The 21,650-nt window shown below is 69.2% G+C and carries 24 protein-coding genes; 18 read left to right on the top strand and 6 right to left on the bottom strand.

Annotation, left to right across the window (positions count from 1 at the left end; translation table 11 throughout):
• Positions 1 to 291: 291 nt before the first annotated feature.
• Positions 292 to 1,683, top strand: a complete 1,392-nt coding sequence (locus V6S02_RS14855; protein WP_336401471.1) for an HNH endonuclease signature motif containing protein — start codon at positions 292 to 294, stop codon at positions 1,681 to 1,683.
• Between the two features lie 34 nt (positions 1,684 to 1,717).
• Here V6S02_RS14855 and V6S02_RS14850 read toward each other — a convergent pair whose 3' ends face one another.
• Together V6S02_RS14850 and V6S02_RS14845 are read right to left on the bottom strand one after the other, a co-directional pair.
• Complete coding sequence (locus V6S02_RS14850; RefSeq protein ID WP_336401470.1) at positions 1,718 to 2,347, bottom strand: SAM-dependent methyltransferase; 630 nt, start codon at positions 2,345 to 2,347, stop codon at positions 1,718 to 1,720.
• Complete coding sequence (locus tag V6S02_RS14845; RefSeq protein ID WP_336401469.1) at positions 2,344 to 2,985, bottom strand: TetR/AcrR family transcriptional regulator; 642 nt, start codon at positions 2,983 to 2,985, stop codon at positions 2,344 to 2,346. Before V6S02_RS14845 ends, V6S02_RS14850 begins: the two co-directional genes overlap by 4 nt.
• 69 nt (positions 2,986 to 3,054) lie before the next feature.
• Here V6S02_RS14845 and V6S02_RS14840 point away from each other — a divergent pair, with 69 nt between their 5' ends.
• From V6S02_RS14840 to V6S02_RS14825, 4 genes are all read left to right on the top strand, one after another.
• The gene (locus V6S02_RS14840) at positions 3,055 to 4,488 is read left to right on the top strand and encodes a DHA2 family efflux MFS transporter permease subunit (RefSeq protein ID WP_336401468.1); all 1,434 of its coding nucleotides are present in this window, start codon (positions 3,055 to 3,057) and stop codon (positions 4,486 to 4,488) included.
• A 224-nt stretch (positions 4,489 to 4,712) separates the two neighbouring features.
• Positions 4,713 to 5,549, top strand: a complete 837-nt coding sequence (gene erm / locus V6S02_RS14835) for a 23S ribosomal RNA methyltransferase Erm (protein ID WP_336401467.1) — start codon at positions 4,713 to 4,715, stop codon at positions 5,547 to 5,549.
• Between the two features lie 3 nt (positions 5,550 to 5,552).
• Positions 5,553 to 6,392, top strand: a complete 840-nt coding sequence (locus V6S02_RS14830) for a helix-turn-helix transcriptional regulator (RefSeq protein WP_336401466.1) — start codon at positions 5,553 to 5,555, stop codon at positions 6,390 to 6,392.
• A 127-nt stretch (positions 6,393 to 6,519) separates the two neighbouring features.
• Positions 6,520 to 7,446: an SDR family oxidoreductase gene (locus V6S02_RS14825; protein WP_336401465.1), complete on the top strand. Its 927-nt coding sequence runs from the start codon at positions 6,520 to 6,522 to the stop codon at positions 7,444 to 7,446.
• Positions 7,447 to 7,467: 21 nt separating this feature from the next.
• Here V6S02_RS14825 and V6S02_RS14820 read toward each other — a convergent pair whose 3' ends face one another.
• Positions 7,468 to 9,174, bottom strand: coding sequence for a long-chain-fatty-acid--CoA ligase (locus tag V6S02_RS14820; RefSeq protein ID WP_124292554.1), 1,707 nt, complete (start codon positions 9,172 to 9,174; stop codon positions 7,468 to 7,470).
• Between the two features lie 164 nt (positions 9,175 to 9,338).
• Between V6S02_RS14820 and V6S02_RS14815 the strand changes: the two genes are divergently transcribed.
• From V6S02_RS14815 to V6S02_RS14775, 9 genes are all read left to right on the top strand, one after another.
• On the top strand, positions 9,339 to 10,070 hold the full coding sequence (locus tag V6S02_RS14815) for a GAF and ANTAR domain-containing protein (RefSeq protein WP_336401464.1): 732 nt from the start codon (positions 9,339 to 9,341) through the stop codon (positions 10,068 to 10,070).
• Between the two features lies 1 nt (position 10,071).
• Positions 10,072 to 10,779 (top strand): GAF and ANTAR domain-containing protein, encoded by a 708-nt coding sequence (locus V6S02_RS14810; protein ID WP_336401463.1) that lies wholly within the window; start codon positions 10,072 to 10,074, stop codon positions 10,777 to 10,779.
• Positions 10,780 to 10,916: 137 nt separating this feature from the next.
• Complete coding sequence (locus V6S02_RS14805; protein ID WP_336401462.1) at positions 10,917 to 12,005, top strand: fatty acid desaturase family protein; 1,089 nt, start codon at positions 10,917 to 10,919, stop codon at positions 12,003 to 12,005.
• Between the two features lie 148 nt (positions 12,006 to 12,153).
• Positions 12,154 to 12,339 carry a hypothetical protein gene (locus V6S02_RS14800; RefSeq protein WP_336401461.1) on the top strand — a complete coding sequence of 62 codons (186 nt, stop codon included), beginning with the start codon at positions 12,154 to 12,156 and terminating at the stop codon, positions 12,337 to 12,339.
• Between the two features lie 84 nt (positions 12,340 to 12,423).
• The gene (locus V6S02_RS14795; protein WP_124294374.1) at positions 12,424 to 12,807 is read left to right on the top strand and encodes a helix-turn-helix transcriptional regulator; all 384 of its coding nucleotides are present in this window, start codon (positions 12,424 to 12,426) and stop codon (positions 12,805 to 12,807) included.
• A gap of 21 nt (positions 12,808 to 12,828) precedes the next feature.
• A complete protein-coding gene (locus V6S02_RS14790; protein WP_336401460.1) occupies positions 12,829 to 13,245 on the top strand; it encodes a VOC family protein in 417 nt (138 codons plus the stop codon).
• Position 13,246: 1 nt separating this feature from the next.
• Positions 13,247 to 13,705: an iron chaperone gene (locus tag V6S02_RS14785; RefSeq protein ID WP_336401459.1), complete on the top strand. Its 459-nt coding sequence runs from the start codon at positions 13,247 to 13,249 to the stop codon at positions 13,703 to 13,705.
• Positions 13,706 to 13,853: 148 nt separating this feature from the next.
• Complete coding sequence (locus V6S02_RS14780; RefSeq protein WP_141939664.1) at positions 13,854 to 14,156, top strand: putative quinol monooxygenase; 303 nt, start codon at positions 13,854 to 13,856, stop codon at positions 14,154 to 14,156.
• A 24-nt stretch (positions 14,157 to 14,180) separates the two neighbouring features.
• Positions 14,181 to 14,813 (top strand): LysE family translocator, encoded by a 633-nt coding sequence (locus V6S02_RS14775; protein ID WP_336401458.1) that lies wholly within the window; start codon positions 14,181 to 14,183, stop codon positions 14,811 to 14,813.
• A gap of 17 nt (positions 14,814 to 14,830) precedes the next feature.
• Here V6S02_RS14775 and V6S02_RS14770 read toward each other — a convergent pair whose 3' ends face one another.
• Entirely contained in the window at positions 14,831 to 15,814 is a 984-nt protein-coding gene (locus V6S02_RS14770) for a squalene cyclase (RefSeq protein ID WP_336401457.1), read from the bottom strand.
• A gap of 44 nt (positions 15,815 to 15,858) precedes the next feature.
• Entirely contained in the window at positions 15,859 to 16,143 is a 285-nt protein-coding gene (locus V6S02_RS14765) for a hypothetical protein (protein ID WP_336401456.1), read from the bottom strand.
• A gap of 80 nt (positions 16,144 to 16,223) precedes the next feature.
• On the opposite strand from V6S02_RS14765, the gene V6S02_RS14760 reads away from it, so the two are divergent.
• From V6S02_RS14760 to V6S02_RS14745, 4 genes are read left to right on the top strand one after another with little or no spacing between them, the layout of a single operon-like run.
• Positions 16,224 to 17,492, top strand: coding sequence for an MFS transporter (locus V6S02_RS14760; protein WP_336401455.1), 1,269 nt, complete (start codon positions 16,224 to 16,226; stop codon positions 17,490 to 17,492).
• A gap of 38 nt (positions 17,493 to 17,530) precedes the next feature.
• Positions 17,531 to 18,658 (top strand): LolA family protein, encoded by a 1,128-nt coding sequence (locus tag V6S02_RS14755; RefSeq protein ID WP_336401453.1) that lies wholly within the window; start codon positions 17,531 to 17,533, stop codon positions 18,656 to 18,658.
• A 9-nt stretch (positions 18,659 to 18,667) separates the two neighbouring features.
• Positions 18,668 to 19,645 carry an ABC transporter ATP-binding protein gene (locus V6S02_RS14750; protein ID WP_124292544.1) on the top strand — a complete coding sequence of 326 codons (978 nt, stop codon included), beginning with the start codon at positions 18,668 to 18,670 and terminating at the stop codon, positions 19,643 to 19,645.
• A complete protein-coding gene (locus tag V6S02_RS14745) occupies positions 19,632 to 20,495 on the top strand; it encodes an ABC transporter permease (RefSeq protein ID WP_124292543.1) in 864 nt (287 codons plus the stop codon). The genes V6S02_RS14750 and V6S02_RS14745 overlap by 14 nt, the downstream gene beginning before the upstream one ends.
• Positions 20,496 to 20,682: 187 nt before the next feature.
• On the opposite strand, the gene V6S02_RS14740 is transcribed toward V6S02_RS14745, so the two are convergent.
• The gene (locus tag V6S02_RS14740) at positions 20,683 to 21,642 is read right to left on the bottom strand and encodes an endonuclease/exonuclease/phosphatase family protein (protein WP_336401452.1); all 960 of its coding nucleotides are present in this window, start codon (positions 21,640 to 21,642) and stop codon (positions 20,683 to 20,685) included.
• Positions 21,643 to 21,650: the final 8 nt, after the last annotated feature.

The raw sequence follows: 21,650 nt of genomic DNA, 5'->3' as shown, positions 1-21,650 counted from the left end.
TCAGGAATCGGGAGGCCCGCCCTGCGCGCGCTCGAGAGCGCGGGCCTTCGGACCCTGGCGGATGTTGCGGGGCGATCCCGCGACGAGATCGCTGCCCTGCACGGTGTCGGCCCGACGGCGGTTCGCGCGCTCGATGCCGCTCTCGCCGAGGCAGGCCTGCGCTTCACGAGCTGATGCTCGTTTTATCACGAGGAAGCGAGATCCAGCGGCCCCCACATCGGCGGAATCTGGTTCGAGCTGGGGTTGAAGGTTTCGGGTCTCTATGTCGGAGGGTGGTGCCATGATTCATACATGCGTTCGAACCCGCGGCTCACTCTCCTCAGCGACGAGGACCGGTCTGAGCTGACGGGTGTGCTGAGCCGGGTGGAGGCCGCGCAGGCGGCGTTGGCGGCGGCGGAGGCGGAGCAGACCCGGGTGTTGGCCGAGGCGGGGGCGTTCGCGGCGCGGCTGGCGGAGGGGTCGACCGCGGTGGTGCGGGACCGGGATATGGCGTTGCGGGGTGTGGCAGCGGAGATCGCGGCCGCGGTGCGACTGTCCGACCGGTCGGTCCAGCGCCAGATTGATAGTGCTTTCGCGCTGGTGAACGACTACCCCGCGACGGTGCACTGCCTGGAGAAGGGGCTGATCACGCGGGCGCACGTGGCGGTGGTGGAGGATGTCGGGCGACGCCTGCCGGCGGAGGTGAAGGGGGAGTTCGATCAGCTCGCGGCGGAGATCTGCCTGGACGAGACCCCGGGGCGTGCCCGCGCGGATCTGGAGATCCTCGCCGAACGGATGCACCCGCGGACACTGACCGAGCGGCATCGGGAGGCGTCCCGGGAGCGGAAGATCGTCCGCTATACGATCGGGGACGGGATGTCGGAACTGCGCGCGGTGCAGTCCACGGTGCTGATCGAGGGGATCTTCCAACGCATCACCGACGAAGCCACCGCGGTCATCACCGCCCGCGAACCGCAGCCGGGCGATGATGTGGCGCCGGACACCCGGTCCCTCGACGAGGTCCGCGCCGACGTGTTCGCCGACATGCTCCTCACCTCCGTACCGAGCCTCAACCCGACCGGCTCTGGTGACCTACCGGGAGGGTTGGGCGCGATCACCGCGAAGGTGCAGGTCGTCATCCCCGTCATGGCCCTCATGGGGCAGAGTGACGTCCCGTGCGATCTCGCCGGGGTCGGCCCCATCGACGCGAAGACCGCCCGACTGCTCGCGGGGAACAGTGACGGCACCTGGGAGCGGCTGCTGACCCATCCGGTCACCGGGTTGACGATGGCGGTGGACCAGTACCGCCCGACCGGGGCGATGGTCCGGTTCCTCAAAGGTCGGGATAAGCACTGCCGGTGGCCGGGATGCCGGATGCCCGCCCGCACATGCGAGATCGACCACAACCACGACGCCGCCCTCGGTGGGAGAACCGAGATCTGCAACCTGTCCTGCCTGTGCCAACGACACCACAGCATGAAACAGTTCACCGCCTGGAAAGTGAAACAACTCCCCGGCGGCGTCATCGAATGGACCTCCCCCACCGGGAGGATCTACACCGACAACCCACCGGGCCACGGGGTGCACTTCTCACCGGAGGAGGACGTCCCCGACGACCTGTGGGTGAAGTGGACCACCTTCACCGGCGAATTCCGGATCACCGACGAACCCGCCGACGACCCCCACGAACCTGCCCCGTTCTAGCCCCAGGCGTGACGGGGGAATGCCGACGAGATCGTCACGAGCGTCGCGTCGCCCGCACGACGACGTCACGCAGCATCCGAGTCCCCCCACCGGGAATGCCGACGGCGCGCTCACGGACGTCGGCGGTCGAGACCGTCCACTCCCCCTCGTCGAGGACGGAGAGGATGCGACGGGGAGCGGTCACGGCCGTGGACGGATGCGAGTGCACCGCCTCCCGCGGAGCGTCAAGCCGGCCGGCCTCTTCATGCCCGACGATCAGCAGAGCGCCGCCGGGAGCGACCCAGCGGGAGAGGCGGGCGTAGAAGGCGTCCTGCGCCATCGCGGGATGGGCGTAGAACGTGGTGACCAGATCGAACGGGTGGATCGGTTCCCACGTGGTGAGATCTGCGTGCAGCCACTCGATGGGCACCGCGAAGCTTCGATCGGAGAACCGCGCCCCCGCCCGCCGCAGCGCCCGTGCCGACAGGTCGACGGCGGTGACCTTCCACCCACGCTCGGCGAGCCAGACCGCTTCAGCGCCCTCACCGCTGCCGGCCTCGAGCGCTGCACCCGGAGCAAGGTCGGCGATCTCGGTCTCGAGTGCAGGATGCGGCCGCAGTGCGCGATCGTTCCCCCGCTCCTCCCAGTGACTCTCCCAGAACGCGGCGCTGAACTCGGATGTCACGACGCCGCGCCTCCGCGAGCACGCGCGAGCGCGGAGCGGACATCTTGATAGATGTCGCTGAGCGGGGGCGTCGACGGCGTGGGGGCATCGTCGACCCGGCGCACCCACTCGTCGAAGGTGAGACGCATCCCGACGGCGAAGCTCTCGGCCACCGCTGCAGCATCGAGTGAGGACAGACCCGCCCCCGCCTCCAGGGCATCCGCGACATGCGCCGCCAACCGCGCATCGCGCTCGAGCCCCGCCGCCAGCAGGGCGGGTTGGTCGCGCATCAACCGCCGGACACGCAGAAAGCGATCTCGCCCCTCGGCATCAGCGTCGAAGACCGCCGCCATATCGGCCCAGGCCTGCTCGAGGTGCGCGAGCGGGTCTCGTTCCGGCGCCTCCTTCGCCACGGCGATCAGCTCCGCTTCGAGCCCTGCGTCGTCGACGAGAACCGCCGCTTCCTTCGTGGCGCAGTAGCGGAAGAACGTAGTTCGCGAGATCCCCGCTTCGGCGGCGATGTCGTCGATCGTCGTCGAGCCGAATCCCTGCCGCTCGAAGAGCTCCACGGCGGCAGCCGCGATACCCCGCACCAGTTCGCGCCGTCGGCGCTCGCGAAGATCGGGCTGGGGTCGGCCGGTCGTACGAGGTGAGGACATGGTGCTACGTTAGCACGTCGTACGCATACGGTACTGAGTACCGTTTTCAAACGCAGTACCAGGAGAGTCATGACCGTCACCCCTTCCCTTCCCGTCCGCACCGCAGCATCCCGCCGCACCGGGCCCGTGATCGCGCTGCTGCTGATCTCGGCTTTCGTCGTCGTCCTCAACGAGACGGCGATGGGGGTCTCGATTCCGCGCATCATGAGCGAATTCAGCGTCTCCGCCGCCTCGGCGCAGTGGCTGACGACCGCCTTCATGCTGACGATGGCAGTCGTCATCCCGACGACCGGTGTGCTTCTGCGGCGGCTCCCGCTCCGTCGCAACTTCCTGACGGCGATGGGGGTGTTCACCCTCGGCACTCTCGTCGCTGCGACCGCACCCACCTTCGACGTGCTGCTGGTCGCTCGCGTCGTGCAGGCGCTGGGAACAGCAATCATGCTGCCGCTGCTGTTCACCACGGTGATGCTGCTGGTGGCACCCGAGCGCCGCGGCCGCACGATGGGCCTCGTCACGATCGTCACCGCCGCTGCCCCCGCACTCGGCCCGACGTTCTCGGGCATTCTCGTGTCGACATCCGGATCGCGGTCGGTGTTCGTCGCGGTGCTTCCGATCGCGGCGATCGCACTCATCGCGGGCGCGATCTGGCTTCGGACGGTGACGCCCACTGCACCCGCGCGCTTCGATCTCGGCTCACTTGTACTGTCGGCGGTCGGCTTCTCGGGGCTCATCTACGGTCTCGCGAGCATCGGCGAGCGCGCGGGAGGCGAGGGTGGGATGCCGGTGTGGATCCCCCTCCTGGTGGGCACGCTCGCCCTGGCGGGACTGGTCTGGCGGCAGTTCGCGCTTCGAGACACCGATCGCGTGCTGCTGGATCCCCGCGTGTTCAGCAGCCTGCCGTTCACCCTCTCGACAGCGGCCATCGTGGTCGTCTCCATCGCCCTGTTCGGTTCGCTGATCCTGCTGCCGCTCTTCATCCAGGGGGTGCTCGGTGAACCCGCGTACGTCGCGGGTCTCATGCTTCTGCCCGGCGGGATCCTGTCCGGCGTTCTCGCGCCGTTCGTCGGCATGGCCTACGACCGGGTCGGAACTCGGACCCTCGTCGTGCCCGGGGCAGTGATCGTGACCGCGGCCATGGCCGCCTTCTCGACCCTCACCGCCGATACCCCCGTGTGGGCGGTCATCGCCATGCACGTCCTCCTCAGCATCGGAACCGCGCTCATGGTGACGCCGCTGATGACCACCGCCCTCGGGTCTGTCGCGCCCGACCTGTACTCGCACGCCAGCGCGATCGTCAACACCCTGCAGCAGGTGTCGGGGGCGGCCGGGACGGCGCTGTTCATCACGCTGTTCAGCGTCGCGGTGTCTTCGGCCACGAGCGACGATCGACTGGCCGCCCTCGCGGGCGGGGTCGCCACCGCTTTCGGATTCGGCGCCGCGATCAGTGTCGTGGGCGTGGTCCTGACGGTGTTCCTCCGCACACCCGCGCGACCCGCGCGGTGACAGTGTGGAAACGATCCTGATAACGTCGAAGGGTGGGAACGATAACGATGGCGCCCGTGATGGCGCTCACCGCTCTGGTCCGCGACCGCCGCGCCTGACGGCGCGACCGCTTCGTCGCATCGCGCCGTCTCCTCCGAGTCCTTCTGCACTCGGACGGGCGCCTCGGCGTATCCCGCCTCTCCACGTCCCGCACCGGGTGCTCCCCTTTTCATCGGAGCACGCCCATGCCTCGTTCTCAGCACGGCGGCCGACACGAACTCGGCCAGAACTTCCTCATCCATACACCGTCGATCGACCGGATCGACAGTCTCGTCCGCGGCACGCGGGGTTCGATCCTCGAGATCGGTGCCGGTGACGGCGCCCTGACGCGGCGGCTCGCGGCGACGGGGCGTCGACTGACGGCCATCGACATCGACGAGCACCGGGCACACCGTCTGGCACGGTCCCTGCCCGGTGTCACGGTTCGACAGGCTGACGCCCTGCGTCATCCGTTTCGGGAGCCGGTGATCGTCGGCAACATCCCGTTCCACCTCACCACCCCGATCCTTCGCCGCCTGCTCCGCGAAACGCGATGGACAGACGCGGTGCTCGTGACGCAGTGGGAGGTGGCACGAAAACGAGCGGGTATCGGCGGCCAGACGATGATGACCGCGCAGAGCGGGCCGTGGTTCACGTTCGGCCTCCACGGCAGAATCCCGCGGTCGGGATTCACCCCCGCACCGACCGTCGACGGCGGCATCCTCACCATCACCCGCCGCGACGACCCCTTGCTCCCCGGCACGGCACGTCGAAGCTACGAGCGGTTCGTGACGGCGGTGTTCTCCGGGAGAGGACGCGGTCTCGACCAGATCGTCGCCGGCGCCGCGCGGATCGAGCGCAGAGTCGCGCGGTGCGCGCTCGCGCGTGCGGACGTGGAGCGGTCGGCGCTCCCGAGAGATCTGACGGCGCGGCAGTGGGTCGCGCTGTGGACGGCGCTGGCGGGGGAGCGAGAAAAGGGCGGACTGACAGGTCCTGGCTACGATGCGGACTCTCGCGTAGAAAGGGGCGGTCGGAAGGAGTGATCGGTGATCGATCGGGACGGGCTGGCGGAGTTCCTCCGCCGACGACGCGAAGCGCTGCAACCCGAGGACGTCGGGCTCACGCGCGGACCCCGCCGGCGCACAGAGGGCCTGCGGCGCGAGGAGGTCGCCGCGCTCTGCCACATGTCGACCGACTACTACGCGCGGCTCGAACGCGCCACCGGCCCCCACCCGTCCGAGCAGATGATCGCCGCGATCGCCCAGGGCCTGCACCTCACGCTCGACGAGCGGGATCACCTCTTCCGACTCGCGGGTCATCAACCGCCGCTGCGCGACACAACGAGCGAGCACATCAGCCCTGGCATGCTGCGAATCCTCGACCGTCTGACCGACACCCCGGCGGAGATCGTCACCGAGCTGGGCGAGACTCTCCGGCAGACACCCCTCGGAGTCGCCGTCCTCGGCGATGCCTCGCAACGCTCGGGCCCCGCGCGCAGCCTCGGCTATCGGTGGTTCACCGAACCGGCCGCGCGGGCGGCCTACTCCCTCGACGAGCAGCGCCAACTGTCCCGGGTCTACGCCTCAGGCCTGCGCGAACTGGTCGCCCTCCGGGGACCGCGGTCGCGTGCGGCGGCGATGGTCGCCCTTCTCGAGGACAACCGCCTCTTCCGCGAAATGTGGGACACGCACGAGGTCGGCGCCCGTCCGACCGAGGTCAAGCGCTTCCACCACCCGTCGGTCGGGGCGCTCGAGCTGCACTGCCAAACGCTCCTGGATCCGGATCAGTCTCACCGCCTGCTCGTCTACACCGCCGAGCCCGGCACCGACACCCACGAGAAGCTGCAGCTCCTCGCCGTCCTCGGCGCCGAGGCGTTCACGACCTGACCCCCGGGCATCGGGAAGGGCCGGACCGCTCAGCCACGGATCGTCGGGTCCTGGATGCCGCGGCGACGGCCATCGAGCATGGGGATGACGACCCCGATCGGGGGTCCGCGAACGAAGGACACCGCTCATGACACGCACCGCAGGCTCGATCCCCGACCTCTCCGGAAAGCTCGCCGTCGTCACCGGCGCGAGCGACGGCATCGGCGTCATCATCGCCCGCCGCCTCGCCGCCGCCGGCGCCGAGGTCGTCCTTCCCGTCCGCGCCGCGACGAAGGGCGACGCCGCACTCAGCCGCATCCGATCGGCCGTCCCCGGCGCAATGGTCAGCACCCGCACCCTCGACCTGTCGTCGCTGACCTCGGTCGCCGCCCTCGCCGCAGAGCTGAACGACGAGGGTCGCCCGATCGACATCCTCATCAACAACGCCGGGGTCATGAGACCGCCGACCCGCCAGGTCACCGCCGACGGCTTCGAGCTGCAATGGGGCACGAACCACCTCGGTCACTTCGCGCTGACCCTCGGACTGCTGCCGTTGCTGCGAGCGGGGCGCGCCCGGGTGACGCACCAGACGAGCATCGCCGCCCGGAGCGGCCGAATCGTCTGGAGCGATGTGAACTCCGAGCAGGACTACGACGCGATGCGCGCCTACGTCGCCTCGAAGATCGCCGTCGGCCTCTTCGCGCGCGAGCTGGACGCGCGAAGCCGCGCCGGCGACTGGGGCATCAGCAGCAACCTGTCTCACCCCGGCGTCTCGCCGACGAACCTGCTCGCAGCGCAGCCCGGCATGGGGCGCGCACGCATCACACCGGAACGACGCGTGATCGGGATGCTCGCTCGCATCGGTGTGACGGGGACACCCGAGACGGCAGCGCAGCCGGCCCTCGTGGCGGCAACGGCGACGGAGGCTCGAGGCGACCAATTCTTCGGCCCGAAGCGACTGGTCGGCGGGGGCCCGACAAAGATCGAGCTGTGGCAGCCACTCCAGAGCCTCGACGACGCGCGACAGCTCTGGGACGTGTCGGAGCGCCTCGTCGGCATCCACGTCCCGCGCTGAGCCGCCGGCCGAGCGCAGGCGTCACCGGGCGAGGAGCTCCTCACGCACGACGCGGCGCAGCACCTTCCCGATCTGCGAACGGGGCAGGTCGTCGACTTCGACGATGCGCTTGGGCACCTTGTACGCGGTGACGTGCGACCGGCAGAAGTCCCGGAGCGATCCGGCGTCGAAGACCGCGCCGTCTTTCAACACGACCGCTGCGACGACGTCTTCGCCTCCGGAGGCGCGCGGCATGCCCACGACGGCCGCGCCGGCGACATCCGGATGCATCATCAGCACCCCCTCGATCTCGCTCGGGCTCACGTTGAATCCGCCCGTGATGATGAGTTCCTTGACCCGGTCGATGACGGTGACGAATCCGTCGGGCGAGACGGTGACGATGTCGCCGGTGCGCAGCCACCCATCCTCCAGCAGCACCGCCGCGGTCTCGTCGGGCCGGTGCCAGTACCCCTGGAAGACCTGCGGCCCGCGCACCAGCAGCTCGCCGGGTTCGCCGATCGGGCGGTCGACGGCGGGATCATCCGGGTCGACGACGCGGATCTCGGTACTGGGGAAGGGCACCCCGACCGTGCCGGGGCGACGCGAGGGGCCGATCGGGTTGCCGAGCGCGACAGGCGAGGTCTCGGTCATGCCGTAGCCCTCGACGAGAAGACCGCCCGTCGCCTCCTCCCACCGCGTCACGGTCGGCACCGGAAGGCTCATCGCCCCGGAGATGGCGAAGCGGATGCTGGTGAGATCGACGTTCTTGCGTTGGGTCGCCCGGGCGAGGGCGTCGTAGATCGGCGGAACTCCGGGAAGGAAGGTCGGCGGCGAGGTCTTGGCGGCGGCGACCACGAGGTCGACGTCGAACTTCGGGAACAGCACGATCCGCGCGCCGATCGAGATCGCGAAGGTGAGGCACAGGGTGAGGCCGTACGCATGGAACATGGGCAGCACGGCGTAGAAGGTCTCGGCTCCCTCGGCGAGTCCCGGCACCCACGCACGCCCCTGCGCAGCGTTGGACCGGAGGTTCCGGTGCGAGAGGATCGCCGCCTTCGGGGTGCCGGTCGTCCCGCTGGTCAGTTGCAGCAGTGCGACGTCGTCGAGGGCAGGACGCGGGTGCGACTTCGGCAGTCGACGGGCCTTCACCAGCTGCGACCACGACAGGATGCCCTTCGCCGTCGGCGTCGATGTCATCGCTTCCCGCGATGCACGCGCCGCCGGGACCGGCAGACGGAGCGCCACCCGCTTTCCGAACGGCAGGGCATCGGGCATGCGCACGGCGACGATCGCCGCGGGGGCGATGTCACGCGGGAAGTCGGCGACGACATCGGCGACCTTGTCCCACACGATCGCGACGACCGCCTCGTGCACCTCGAACTGATGGCGCAGCTCACGGGCGGTGTAGAGCGGATTGTGCTCGACCACGATCGCCCCCAGTCGCAGTGCGGCGTAGAACGCCACGACGTGCTGCGGACAGTTGGGAAGCACCAGGGCGACCCGATCGCCTGCCCGCACTCCGAGCTTCCGCAGGGCGTTCGCCGCCCGCGAGACCTGCTCGCCCAGCTCGTCGTACCGGGTTTCGGCGCCGAAGAACTCCAGTGCGACCTTTCTGCCGTACCGCGACACCGCGCCGTCGAGAAGGTCGACGAGTGTCTCGGTCACCGGATCGATCTCGTGAGGCACCCCCGGCGCGTAGGAGCTCAGCCAGGGTCGGTCGCGCAGGGGCGAAGACGGGGTCGCGCTCATTGCGCCTCCTTCGGATCTGTCGCCAGCGTAGGCGCTCGGCGTCGCGCGCGCTCCGCACCCCTGCCGGCACGTTCGAGAGTAGGCTCGACGTGCACCCGGCGGCTCCGTCGGGGCGCTCGCGGTCGCGTCGGTCGCCCTCATCTGCGATGTCCGGACGGGAAGCGATGGCCACCTCACCACGGCAGGGGCCGGAATCGGATGCTTTCGATGCCGCCGTTGCGCGCCTGACCGCCGCCACGCATCCCGGCGACGACCTCTGCGCCCCCTTCGTCGGCGTCACCGGCGTCGCGGGGGCGGCGCTGTCGACGCTCGGTCGACCGCTCGGCAGCCAGACGGTGTGCGCGAGCAATGCCGTCGCGGCCCGGATCGATGAGATCCAGATCGACCTCGGCGAGGGCCCCTGCTGGGAAGCGCTGAGCACGCGGCATCCGGTACTCGAATCCGATATCCAGCGCGGCGGAGGATCGAACTGGCCCGCCGCCCGAGAGGCGTTCCGATCGCTGCGGATCGGCGCGCTCTTCGCATTTCCCATGCATGTGGGCGATCTCAGCGTCGGTTCGGTCGACCTCTTCTCGCATACGGCTCGGCCGCTGGCCCCCGCCCTGGTCGAAGACGTTTCGGTCTTGGCGTCCATCGCGGCCCATCAGGTCCTCCGACGCGTGCTGCAGGACCTGGACAGCGCTGACGAGGGGATGTCGGAGGGCCCTTACTCACGTCGCGAGATGCATCAGGCGTCCGGCATGATCGCCGCGCAACTGCGGATCGGTGTCGACGACGCGCTGGTGGTGCTCCGCGCCCACGCGTTCTCCTCGGGGCGCACGGTCCGCGCCGTCGCCGTCGACGTGATCGCCCGCCGCATCACCTTCGACAACCCACCCCGAGACCTACAATCCTGATATGAGCACCCGGGAAGATCAGCTGCTGCACACCGTCGCAGCGCTGGCTGACTCGCTCGTGGACGACTTCGACGTCGTCGAGCTTCTGCAGGTGCTCGTCGACGAGTGCACCACGATCTTCGACATCGTCGCAGCCGGCATCCTGCTCCGCGGGCCCGGGGGCGAGCTGGAGGTGATCGTCTCGACCAGTGAGCGCAGCGAGTTCGTGGGTCTGATGCAGCTTCGTGTCGGAGAGGGACCGTGCGTCGAAGCGGTCACCACAGGTCAGGTCGTCTCGGTCCCGGATCTCTCGCACATCTCCGACCGATGGCCGGCCTTCGCCAGCGCGGCGACGGAGTCGGGGTTCGCCTCGATGCACGCCATCCCGATGCGGCTGCGAAGCATCACCATCGGATCGCTGAACCTGTTCGGCGAGCGGATCGGTGCCCTGAACGAGCCCGATGCCACGGCAGCGAAGACCCTCGCCGATATCGCGACGATCAGCATCCTCCAGCAGCGCACCGTCGAAGAATCCGTTCTCGCCCAGGCGCAGCTGCAGCGGGCTCTGGACAGCCGGGTGGTCATCGAACAGGCGAAGGGCTACGTCGCCCAGCTCGAAGGCATCGACATGGAAGCGGCGTTCCACCGGATCCGCGCCCACGCCCGCAGCACACAGACTCGTCTGAGCGACGTCGCCGACGCGATCATCACCGGCCGTCTCACCGTCTGAGTCCGGCGATCGCCACCTCCCTCGTACCCGATTCCCTTGCCGTATCGGCAGCGTGGACGTAGCCTGAACACAAGTTGCCCCAGACCTCGGTCGCTTCTCCCCGATCGAGCACGTAGACGCGTGGACTGGAGCACCTCATGACTGAAGCCGACGTCATGTCGACGGGCTCGTCCGCCCGGGTGCGCGGCACCGGGATCAGCGACTTCACCGCACTTTCCGCGCGCATCCGCGGCGCCGGACTGCTGCGACGACGGTACGGCTACTACTGGTCAAAGCTCGTGCTCCTGCCGCTGACGTTGGCCGCCGCAGTGGCTGCGTTCATCGTCGTCGGCGACAGCTGGTGGCAACTGTTCACCGCCGTCGTGTTCGCTGTCATCTTCACCCAGATCGCCTTCCTCGGTCATGACGCCGCTCATCGACAGATCTTCGTCTCAGGCAGGTGGAACGACTGGACGAGCCTGGTGATCGGCGACCTGCTGGTGGGGATGAGCTACGGGTGGTGGCGACACAAACACACCCGACACCACGCCAACCCCAACAAGATCGGCTCGGATCCCGACATCGAACTGCCGGTGATCTCCTTCACGCCCGAACAGGTGCAACGGCGCCGCGGACCGGTTTCGAGATGGTTGGTGAGCCACCAGGGAGCATTCTTCTTCCCCGTGCTGCTGCTCGAGGGGATCTCTCTTCATGCGTCGGGGCTCGCGCGAGTGCTGAGGCGCGAGCCCGTCGAGCGCCGCTGGGTCGAGATCCTCTTCCTCGCGATCCGGATCGGTGGATTCCTCGCGCTGGTGCTCTTGGTCCTCTCACCCGGCATCGCCGTGGTGTTCCTGGTCGTGCAGCTCGGCGTGTTCGGGGTGTACATGGGCGCGTCGTTCGCACCCAACCACAAAGGGATGCCGCTCGTGCCCGTCGGGCTCAAGCTCGACTTCCTCCATCGCCAGGTGCTCATGAGCCGCAACATCCGTGGCGGTCGCTTCGTCGACACGTTCATGGGGGGCCTGAACTATCAGATCGAGCATCATCTCTTCCCCTCGATGCCGCGCCCGCACCTTCGCCACGCGGCACCGATCGTCCGCGCTTACTGTCTCCGGCTCGGCATCCCCTACACCGAGACGGGTCTGCTCGCGTCGTACGCGATCGTGGTGCGCTACATCAACCGCGTCGGCCTCGGCGAACGAGACCCCTTCGACTGCCCGCTCGTCGCACAGCGCCGAAGCCTCTGACCTCGTACCCCGCAGGACCCCGCCGCACAACGCGGCGGTACGAAACGACATCACGGGAGACATCCATGGCAACACGCAGCCCGAGACCACCGATGAGGACGACCGCCCCGTGGACAACCCCTCGGGCTGACGACGATCAGGAGACAGCATGACCGACAAGAACGACACCGACGACCGATCGGGCGACGACCGGTCGGGCGACGACCGGTCGGGCAGCTCCGAGCCCCTCGCGGACGGAGGGAAGAACTCCGCGGCCGACGCCGGCTCGGAATCCCCGGAGGAGGGCGCGGCGGCGATGGCCACGGCGGAAGACGCCATCATCGACAAGGAGTGACGAAGCGGCGGTCCACACGACCCGGTCGCCTCGTGCGATCATCGGGGCGTGGGCAAGCGACCCGACCTCGAGACACTCGTGCTGATGCGCCGGGTGCGAGACAGGATGGACCGCGAGTACGCCCAGCCCCTCGATATCAGCGCCCTCGCCCGCGGCGTGCACATGTCGGCAGGACACCTCAGCCGCCAGTTCCACCTCGCGTACGGCGAGTCGCCGTATGCGTATCTGATGACGCGTCGCATCGAACGGGCGATGGCCCTCCTGCGTCGCGGCGATCTCACAGTGACCGAGGTCTGCTTCGAGGTCGGATGCCAATCGCTCGGCACCTTCAGCACGCGCTTCACCGAGCTGGTCGGTGTGCCTCCCAGCGTCTATCGTGAGCGCGGCGCGCCGTTCCGGCCCGGGATGCTGCCCTGCATCGCCCGGCAGGTGACCAGACCGATCAGGAATCGAGAAGCGCCGCGATGACGCGGGCTCTAGCGTGAAGCCATGGACATCACGATTCACTCGAGTTTCCTGCCGCACACCGACCCCGAGGCATCCCTGATCTTCTACCGCGATGTGCTCGGCTTCGAGGTCAGGCTCGACGTCGGCTATGAGGACATGCGCTGGATCACCGTCGGCCCCGCAGGCCAGCCCGACACCGCGATCGTGCTCCACCCGCCGGCCGTCGGGAACGACATCTCCGACGACGAGCGCGACATGCTGCTCGGCGTCATCGCGAAGGGGAGCTACTTCGGGGTGAATCTCGCCACGGATGACCTCGACGCCGCCTTCGAGCGCGTCGAGGCGGCGGGCGCCGACATCGTCCAAGAGCCGATCGAGCAGGACTACGGCGTTCGAGACGCGGCGTTCCGAGACCCGGCGGGCAATCTGATCCGCCTCCAGCAGAAAGGGGATGCCTGAGATGGCACCGGAGAGCTCCACGACGAAGTCCGGGTTCAGCGACACCGAGCGCGCGGCGATGCAGCAGCGCGCCGAGGAGCTGCGGTCGATGAAGGGCGTGAAGGGCACCGCGAAGAAGGCGAAGGAGCTCGAAGCGTGCCTCACCGCCATCGCCGAATTGCCCGAGACCGATCGGGTCATCGCCGAACGCCTGCACGTCATGGTCAGTGAAGAGGCACCCGGCCTCGACCCGAAGACCTGGTACGGGTTCCCGACCTATGCCCGGGACGGCAAGAACATCCTCTTCTACCAGCCGGCGTCGAAGTTCGACACGCGGTACGGGACGGTCAACTTCGCCGAGGACGCCGCGATCGACGACGGCGAGATGTGGGCCGTCTCGTTCGCCCTGCTCGAGATGACCGAAGCGGCGGAGAAGAAGATCCGCGGGCTCATCCGCAGGGCGGTGGCGGCGGAGGGCTGAAGCCGAGCGCGTCGGCTGATCGAGCAGGCGCAGCTCTTCTGCGATCCGATGGTCTCGGAGGCGGTCAGCACCACGTGGCACGCCGACCCGTGAGCTCCGGACGCATCGCCCGACGCCAGTGGGGGTGGTCGCGGGTATCGTCCACGGCATGACCTTCGTGAACGTGGGAACGCTGGGCGCCGTGCCCGGAAAGCGCGACGAGCTGATCGCTCTTCTGACCCGGCCGGGTGCTCCGCTCGCCGACATCGGGTGCCTGGCCTACGAGGTGGGCGTCGACGACAGCGAACCCGACACGGTCTTCGTGATGGAGATGTGGCGGAGCGCCGACGCGCACCGCGCCTCGCTGGCCCTGCCTGAGGTGCAAGCGCAAATCGCCGAGGCGCGGCCGCTTCTCTCCGGTGCCTTCGGCGGCTTCCGCTTCGACGTGGTGGGCTCGCCGCTGCGCTCCTGACCTGCGGACCAGTAGCGTGTGCCCATGATGCCCTGGGAGAACGTCGCGGCGTTCGTCGTCGCATCGGTCGTCATCATCCTCATCCCGGGTCCGAGCGTGCTGTTCGTCGTCGGCCGCTCGATCGCTCTGGGCCGCAGGGCGGGAGTGCTCAGCGTGGTGGGCAACGCGATCGGCACGGTTCCCGCCGTCGTCGCGGTCGCCTTCGGGGTAGGGGCGATCGTCGCCTCCTCGATCGTCGCCTTCACCGCTCTGAAGATCGCCGGCGCGCTCTACCTCATCTATCTGGGGGTGCAGGCGATCCGACACCGCCACGAGCGCGTCGGTGCCGCGTCGACGCCTGCCGTCGGCACGCGGCGACTGCTTCGCCAGGGGTTCATCGTGGGACTGACGAACCCGAAGACCATTGCCTTCTTCGTGGCGGTCCTGCCCCAGTTCGTCGAGCCCGCAGCGGGCGCCGTCTGGGCGCAGCTGCTGGTGCTCGGGCTGATCTTCCAAGCGCTGGCCCTGGTCTGTGACAGCGCCTGGGCGCTCGCCGCCGGAACCGCGCGAGCGTGGTTCGCGACCTCACCCCGCCGCATGGCGACGATGTCCGGTACGGGTGGCGTGATGATGATCGGCCTCGGCGGGACGCTCGCCCTCACCGGCGCGAAAAGCTGACGCCCCAGACGCTCGGCTCACCCGACAGCGACGTCGTGCGCCGCATCCCACCACGCCAGCACCCGGGTGCCGATCAGCGTCAGCCATGGGGACGGCTCACCCTCCGGAACATCCATGTGGAACCAGACCCGTCCGGGCAGGCGGCGTGACTGGATCCAGGTGCCGTCGGGCCGGCGCTGGTCGCGGACGACCTCGATGGCCTCGGCGAGTCGTTCATCGGGTGGGAGGCCGTCGTACTCCGCGGCGTCGCGGAAGTAGTCGAGCGCCGCGAGCGCGCTGTAGACGTGGCGGTTCGGATACAGGAAGTGGGTGGCGAAGGGCGCGACCGGCTCACCGGTCGACGCCCGGTACAGGAGCTTCCGAGACAGCAGGTACTCCTCTCCCGTGCGGCGCACCTCGGTGAGCGTGCCGTCGCCGGTGATCCGTTGATAGGCGAGGAGGCCGCGCAGCGCATTCAACGTGGAGTGGAACGACGACCGTACCGAATCGCCCTCCTCGGCCTCGCAGTTCCATCCGCCGTCGGCCAGGCGGTGCTCGCGGAACCACTCCGCCAGTCCGGACATGTCGACGCCCAGCCAGGCCCCGTTGGCCAGGGTGAAGGAGTTGATGCAGACGTCCACTTCACCAGCCCAGTAGGGCAGGTCGTCGTACTCCCAGCGGCTGTTCTGCGCGAGCTTTTCGGCGGTGTCGCCGAGAGCATCGGCGGGCACGCCGAACTCGCGCAGGTCCTTCAGGGTCCACGTCGTGGCATTCCAGGGCTGACCCGGCTGCTGCGCCTCCTCGCTGTCGAAGTATCCCGCCGGGAAGTACGCTCCTCCCGCCCACTGTCCGTCGGCGTCCTGCGTCGACAGCAGCAGCGCACCCCACCCCTCGCGAGACACGCGCGCCCGGGTGGCCTGCCAGATCTCGGGCGGCGCGTGAGCGATGTCTTTCTCCACCTGCCACCGCAGAGCGGGGTCGGTGTCGAGCATCCAGGTCAGCGTGCGCTCATCGATCGCCATGGGTGGGACGGTAGTCCCCGGATCGGACATCCGAAACCGGTCGTTCAGTCGCTGACTTCGATGACGATCGTCTTCCCGTCCGCGATGACACCGGGACCACGATCGGGCGTCGGGGCGGGAACGGGGATCTGCTGCTCGGACTCCCACGCCAGCCGTGCGTCGTGAGCAGCCGGGTGGAACAGTTCGTCGAAGCCGAGAAGACCCCCGGATGACGACGGCGAGCCGTCGGCGTCGGCGCGGTGCCGCAGCGAGGCGACCCCCACCCCGACGAAGACGACGGGGATGCAGAGCACGAGCAGGACGGTTCCCCAGACCAGGACGTCAGTCATGCCGATCAGGCTAGAAGAGGGCGCAGACGCTTCGCGTCCCCCGAAAGGATGACATTCGGAGCACCGCCTAGTCTGTGGGGATGCGCGACGGAGCCGGTCGGGACGGCGAGATCCTGCGGTTGCGACCCTTCGCCTACTTCTGGGGCGCGTCCACTCTCCGAGCGGTCGGCGGCTCCATGGCGACCGTCGCCATCCAGGTCATCATCGTCACCGTTCTCGCCGCGACGCCCGCCCAGATCAGCGTCTTGAGCGCCCTGAGCGTCGTGCCCTACCTGTTCCTCGGCCTCATCGTCGGCGCCCTCATGGATCGCTGGCGACGGCAGCGCACACTCGTCCTCACCAGCATCGGACGGGTTCTTGCTTTCGTCGTCCTCGCGATCCTCCTCGTCACGGGCATTCTCGACTTCTGGACTCTCGCGGTCGTGACCCTGGCCCTCGGCGTGCTCACCCTGTTCGCCGACTCCGCCGCGCAACCCCTTCTCCCCCGCATCGTGCCGCGACGCTCTCTCGTCCAGGCCAATGCGCGCCTCGGCCAGAGCGAAACCGTCGCGGGAACCGCAGGACCCGCCCTCGGCGGTCTCCTCCTCAACCTCGTCGGGCCCTCGATCCTGTTCGTGATCGAGGCGGTCATCAACGCGATCGCCGCGATCCTGCAATCCCGCATCGCGATCACCGAGCCACTAAGCACCCCGCGCCCTCCGGGACGACACGTCGGCCACGACATCGTCGAGGGGATGCGCTACACCTACCGGCACCGCACGCTGCGCCCTCTCGCGATCTCGATTCACGTGTGGTTCCTGGCCAACAGCATCGTCACCACCGTGCTCGCGGTCTACGTCCTGCGTGAGCTCGGTCTGCCCTCGTGGGCGTTCGGCCTCGCCCTCGCCGCCGGGGGGATCGGCGGCTTCGCCGGCGCCCTGATCGCACCGCGCGTCGGTGCGCGCCTCGGCGCAGGACGCGCCATCTTCCTCGGACGCACTCTTGTCGCCATCCCCTGGCTCGTCCTCGCGCTGGCGCCGTTGACCGCCGCCAGCGGCACCGCACCGGTGCTCGTCGTGGTCGGTCTGGTCCAGCTTCTCTCCGGTCTGGGCATGGGACTCGAAGACGCGAACGACATCTCCTACCGCCAGGCCGTCGCCCCGGACAGCCTTCAGGGACGGATGAACTCCACGATCCGCACGATGAACCGCGTCGTCTTCTTCTTCGGAGCGCTCTTCGCCGGCGTCCTCATGACCTGGCTGGGATTTCAGCCCACGATCGGCGTCGCCGCCGGCATCTTCGCCGTCGCCGCTCTGATCGTCGTGATCTCGCCGCTGCGCGACGCGCGGCATCCTGAGGGTTCGCCGTGACCCGGGTCGGAATCCCCCGACCGGCGTAGCCTGGTCGCATGAGCCCCGGCCCTCGCGCACGCGTTCGTCGTTCAGTGATCTGGACCTCCGTCGTCGCCGTGCCCCTGCTCGCGGGTGCGGCGATCGCCGTGCCGATGGCCGCCAGCGGCGCCGTCGATCTTCCCGATAAGACCCCGCAAGAGCTCATCGCATTCGCGGGCGCGAGCGATGTCGAGGCGCTCAGCGGCACGATCGAGCAGAAGTCGGAGCTGGGTCTCCCCGATATCGGTGCCCTCACCGGACCGATGGAAGGCGCCGGCGACGGCCCATCATCGGCGCAGATCGAGGATCTGGTCTCACTCGTCACCGGCTCGCACACCGCGAAGGTCTATCTCGACGGCGACAGCGCACGTCTCCAGGTGCTCGATCGACTCGGTGAGCGCAACGTCTACGTCGACGGCGCGGCCGGCGAGATCTGGTACGTCGACAGCGAAAGCCAGTCGGCGACCAAGCTGGTGCTGCCGGACGAAGAAGAGCTGCGGGATACCTACGGAGAGGGCGCCGAGAAGCCCGAGGCCGGCGACGCGCTGCCGACCCCCGACGAGATGCTCGACGAGGCGCTCGCACGCCTGGACGAGAGCACCGAGGTGACCGTGGGCACCGACGCGCGGGTCGCCGGACGCGAGGTCTACGAGCTGGTCCTGACACCCCGCACCGACGACACCCTGGTCGGCGACGTGCGGTTCGCCATCGATGGCGAGACCGGTGTCGCCCTCTCGGCTTCCGTCACCGCTCGGGGTGCCACCGAGCCCGCCTTCCAGGTCGCGTTCACGCAGGTCGACTTCTCGGCCCCCGACGCGAGCGTCTTCGCGTTCGAACCCGCCGCCGGCCTCGAGGTGACCGAGAAGGACGTGCCCCTTCCGATCGACCGGGAACAGGGCGAGCTCTCGACGCCGCAGGAGGAGACGGCACCCCGCGTCGTCGGTGAGGGCTGGTCCGCCGTGGTCGAACTGGCGAACCCGGGGATGGACGCCGAACAGCAGGCGATGCTCGACAGCGTCACCACCGCCGTGGACGGCGGCCGGGTCGTCCAGACCTCTCTGGTGAGCGTGATGATCACCGACGACGGGCGGATCCTCGTCGGCGCCGTGCCCACTCAGCGCCTGGTCGACGTCGCGGGACGCTGACGCCCGCCGGTGACGACCCGTCCTGACGAGACCCGCTCCGGAGAGCTGGCCGTCCAGACGCGCGGCCTCACGAAGCGGTTCGGCAGCCAGACCGCGGTCGACGGCATCGACATCGCCGTTCCCCGCGGCTCGGTCTTCGGCTTCCTCGGGCCGAACGGGTCGGGGAAGACCACGACGATCCGGATGCTCCTGGGACTCATCCGCCCGAGCAGCGGCGACGCCGAGGTGCTCGGAGAGGCGATGCCGCGCTCGCTCGACACCGTCCTGCCGAGGGTGGGCGCCCTCGTCGAAGGTCCGGCCTTCTCGCCATTCCTCACCGGTGAGCAGAACCTCCGCCGCTTCGACGCCGCCGATCGGCACTCGTCCGGTCGTACGCGCCGACAGCGGGTCGCGACCGCGCTCGACCGCGTCGGCCTGTCCCACGCGGCGAAGAAGAAGGCTCACGCCTACTCGCTCGGCATGAAGCAGCGCCTCGGGCTCGCGAGCGCACTCCTCATGCCGCGCGACCTGCTCGTGCTGGACGAGCCGACCAACGGTCTCGACCCGCAGGGCACCCGCGAAGTGCGGGCGCTGATCCGCTCGTTCGCAGCGGACGGCACGACCGTCTTCGTCTCCAGCCACCTGCTCGCCGAGGTCGAGCAGCTGTGCACCCACGTCGGCGTGATGAGCGGCGGCCGCCTCGTCGCCCAGGGCACCCTCGACGACTTCCGTCGCTCGGGTGCGCGGGCGCGGGTGCGGGTACAGACCCCCGACCTCGCATCGGCGCGCGGGGTGCTCGCCGCGCTCGGTGTCGAGACGGATGCCTCGGATGCCTCGTCCGACCGCGAAACGCTCACCGGATCCCTGCCGGAGACGGCCTCTCCCGAGGCGATCGTGGCGGCTCTCGTCGGGGCCGGTGTCCGCGTGCGGGGCTTCGCCGTCGTGACCGAGAGCCTCGAGCAGCGCTTCGTCGAGCTGACCGGGGAGGGTTTCGATGTCGTCGCCTGAGTCCACCGTGGCGCGGTCGTCGGCCCCTCGGGGATGGGGGACGCTGGCGCTGCTGGGCAGTGAGCTGTCGGTCCAGTTCCGACGGTGGCGCACGTGGGCGATGCTCGGCGCGCTGGCGCTCATCCCCCTCCTGCTGGGCGTGGCGATCCGATTCGTCGGCGGCTCGGACCCCGGCCGCGGCCCCGCGTTCCTGGATCAGATCACCGACAACGGGCTGTTCGTCGGGCTGGCCGCTCTCACGGTGGCGATCCCGCTCTTCCTCCCGCTGACCGTCAGCGTGACGGCCGGCGACGCGATCGCGGGCGAGGCGAGCCACGGGACGCTCCGCTATCTGCTGATCGCGCCCGCCGGTCGCATCCGTCTTCTGCTGGTCAAGTACCTCAGCGCCGTGGTGTTCTGCGTGGCCGCCACCCTCACCGTGGTGATCGTCGGATCGATCGTGGGCGCGATCCTGTTCCCGATCGGGCCGGTCACACTCGTGTCGGGCGCCCAGGTGTCGATGGGCGAAGGACTGCTGCGACTGCTCGCGGTCGGCGCCTACGCATCGATCTCGCTTGTCGGCCTCTCGGCGATCGGCCTCTTCCTCTCGACCCTGACCACGGTGCCGATCGGTGCGATGGCGGCGACGGCCATCCTCGCCGTCGCCGCGCAGATCGTCGGGGCGATCCCCCAGCTGGACGCCCTGCACCCGTGGCTCTTCACCGACCGGTGGCTCGACTTCGGCGACCTGCTGCGCTCTCCCGTCATCTGGGACTCGTTCGCGGCCAATGCCCTCCTGCAGGGCGGCTACATCGCCGTGTTCGGAGCGGCGGCGATGCTCCGATTCGCGACGAAGGACGTGCTCTCCTAGACCGGCGGAGATCGATCACGAAAAGGTAACGGCCAGCCCTTCCCTTTCGTTATCTCCCCGTTATAGAGTGCTCGCACGGTAGTTGTTTTGCTGTGGCAGCTACCGACATGTGATTGCAGGACACTCTTGGTGCAAGGGACAAGGGCCGGTCGGGAGCCTCTCCGACCGGCCCTTACTTGTGCGGCCTTCACCCCGAGCAGATCGCCCAGTCGCCGATCACCCCGCGGTGGTCGCTCCCCGGCACGGAGAAGCTGTCCCACCCTGTCGGCACCGCACCGCGCGCGAGGATGTGATCGATCGCCGTGAATGCCGGCACCGGCCTCTCCTGCGGCCACGTCGGCCACGGGATCGGTCCGGCCGCCTCGGCCGCGCTCCGCAGCGATGACGCGAGCTCACGGAACCCCGGATGCGCATACGACGCGTTCAGGTCACCCGCGACGATGAGGCGCTCATCCGGTGCTTCGCCGATCCAGCGATCGAGCGCGCCGATCGCCGTCCGCCAATCGACCGGCTGCCCCACCGGAGGCGGGGGGTGCACCGCCGCCACCCGAACCTCGTCACCCCCGGGCAACGTCGCGACCGCGGTGACCTGATCGAACACGCTCCCCGAGATTTCCTGTTCACCGCGGAGCGGGAACGCCGAAAGGATCACGCTGCCCCTCACCCCGCCCTCCGTCGTCTCCCGGGTGCGGTGCGGCAGCGCTGCAGCGAGCCCCCGTTCCCTCAGCACGGCCTCGATGTGCACCTCATCGGTCTCGACCAGGGCGACGATGTCGGCGTCGGCGTCGGCGATGCGCGCGGCCAGCAGGGCGGGGTCGGCTCCGGCGAACTTCGCGTTGAAGGCCACGACCGTGATCGACGCGTCCGCCGCGCACTCCGTCCCGGCGCGCAGCGGAGTGAGGGCGGGAAGCCCCGCCAGCACCGCCCCGACGACGAGGATGACGGCCGCCGCCCAGGCTCGGAAGAACAGCGGGACCACGGCGAGCACCAGCAACCCGATGGCGCCCACGGGAATCAGCGCCTGGGCGATGGGAACGAGCCCTCCGACGAGGACATCGAGGTGGGGCAGCACCGCCGCGAACGCGGCGACCAGGAGGGCGACGACCGTCCAGATCAGGCGCGCTCGGCTCCGGCGTGCGGTTCTCACCCGGCCAC

The sequence above is a fragment of the Microbacterium sp. CCNWLW134 genome (assembly GCF_037083565.1).
Taxonomy (GTDB): domain Bacteria; phylum Actinomycetota; class Actinomycetes; order Actinomycetales; family Microbacteriaceae; genus Microbacterium.
This window is presented reverse-complemented; position numbering and strand designations above follow the sequence as displayed.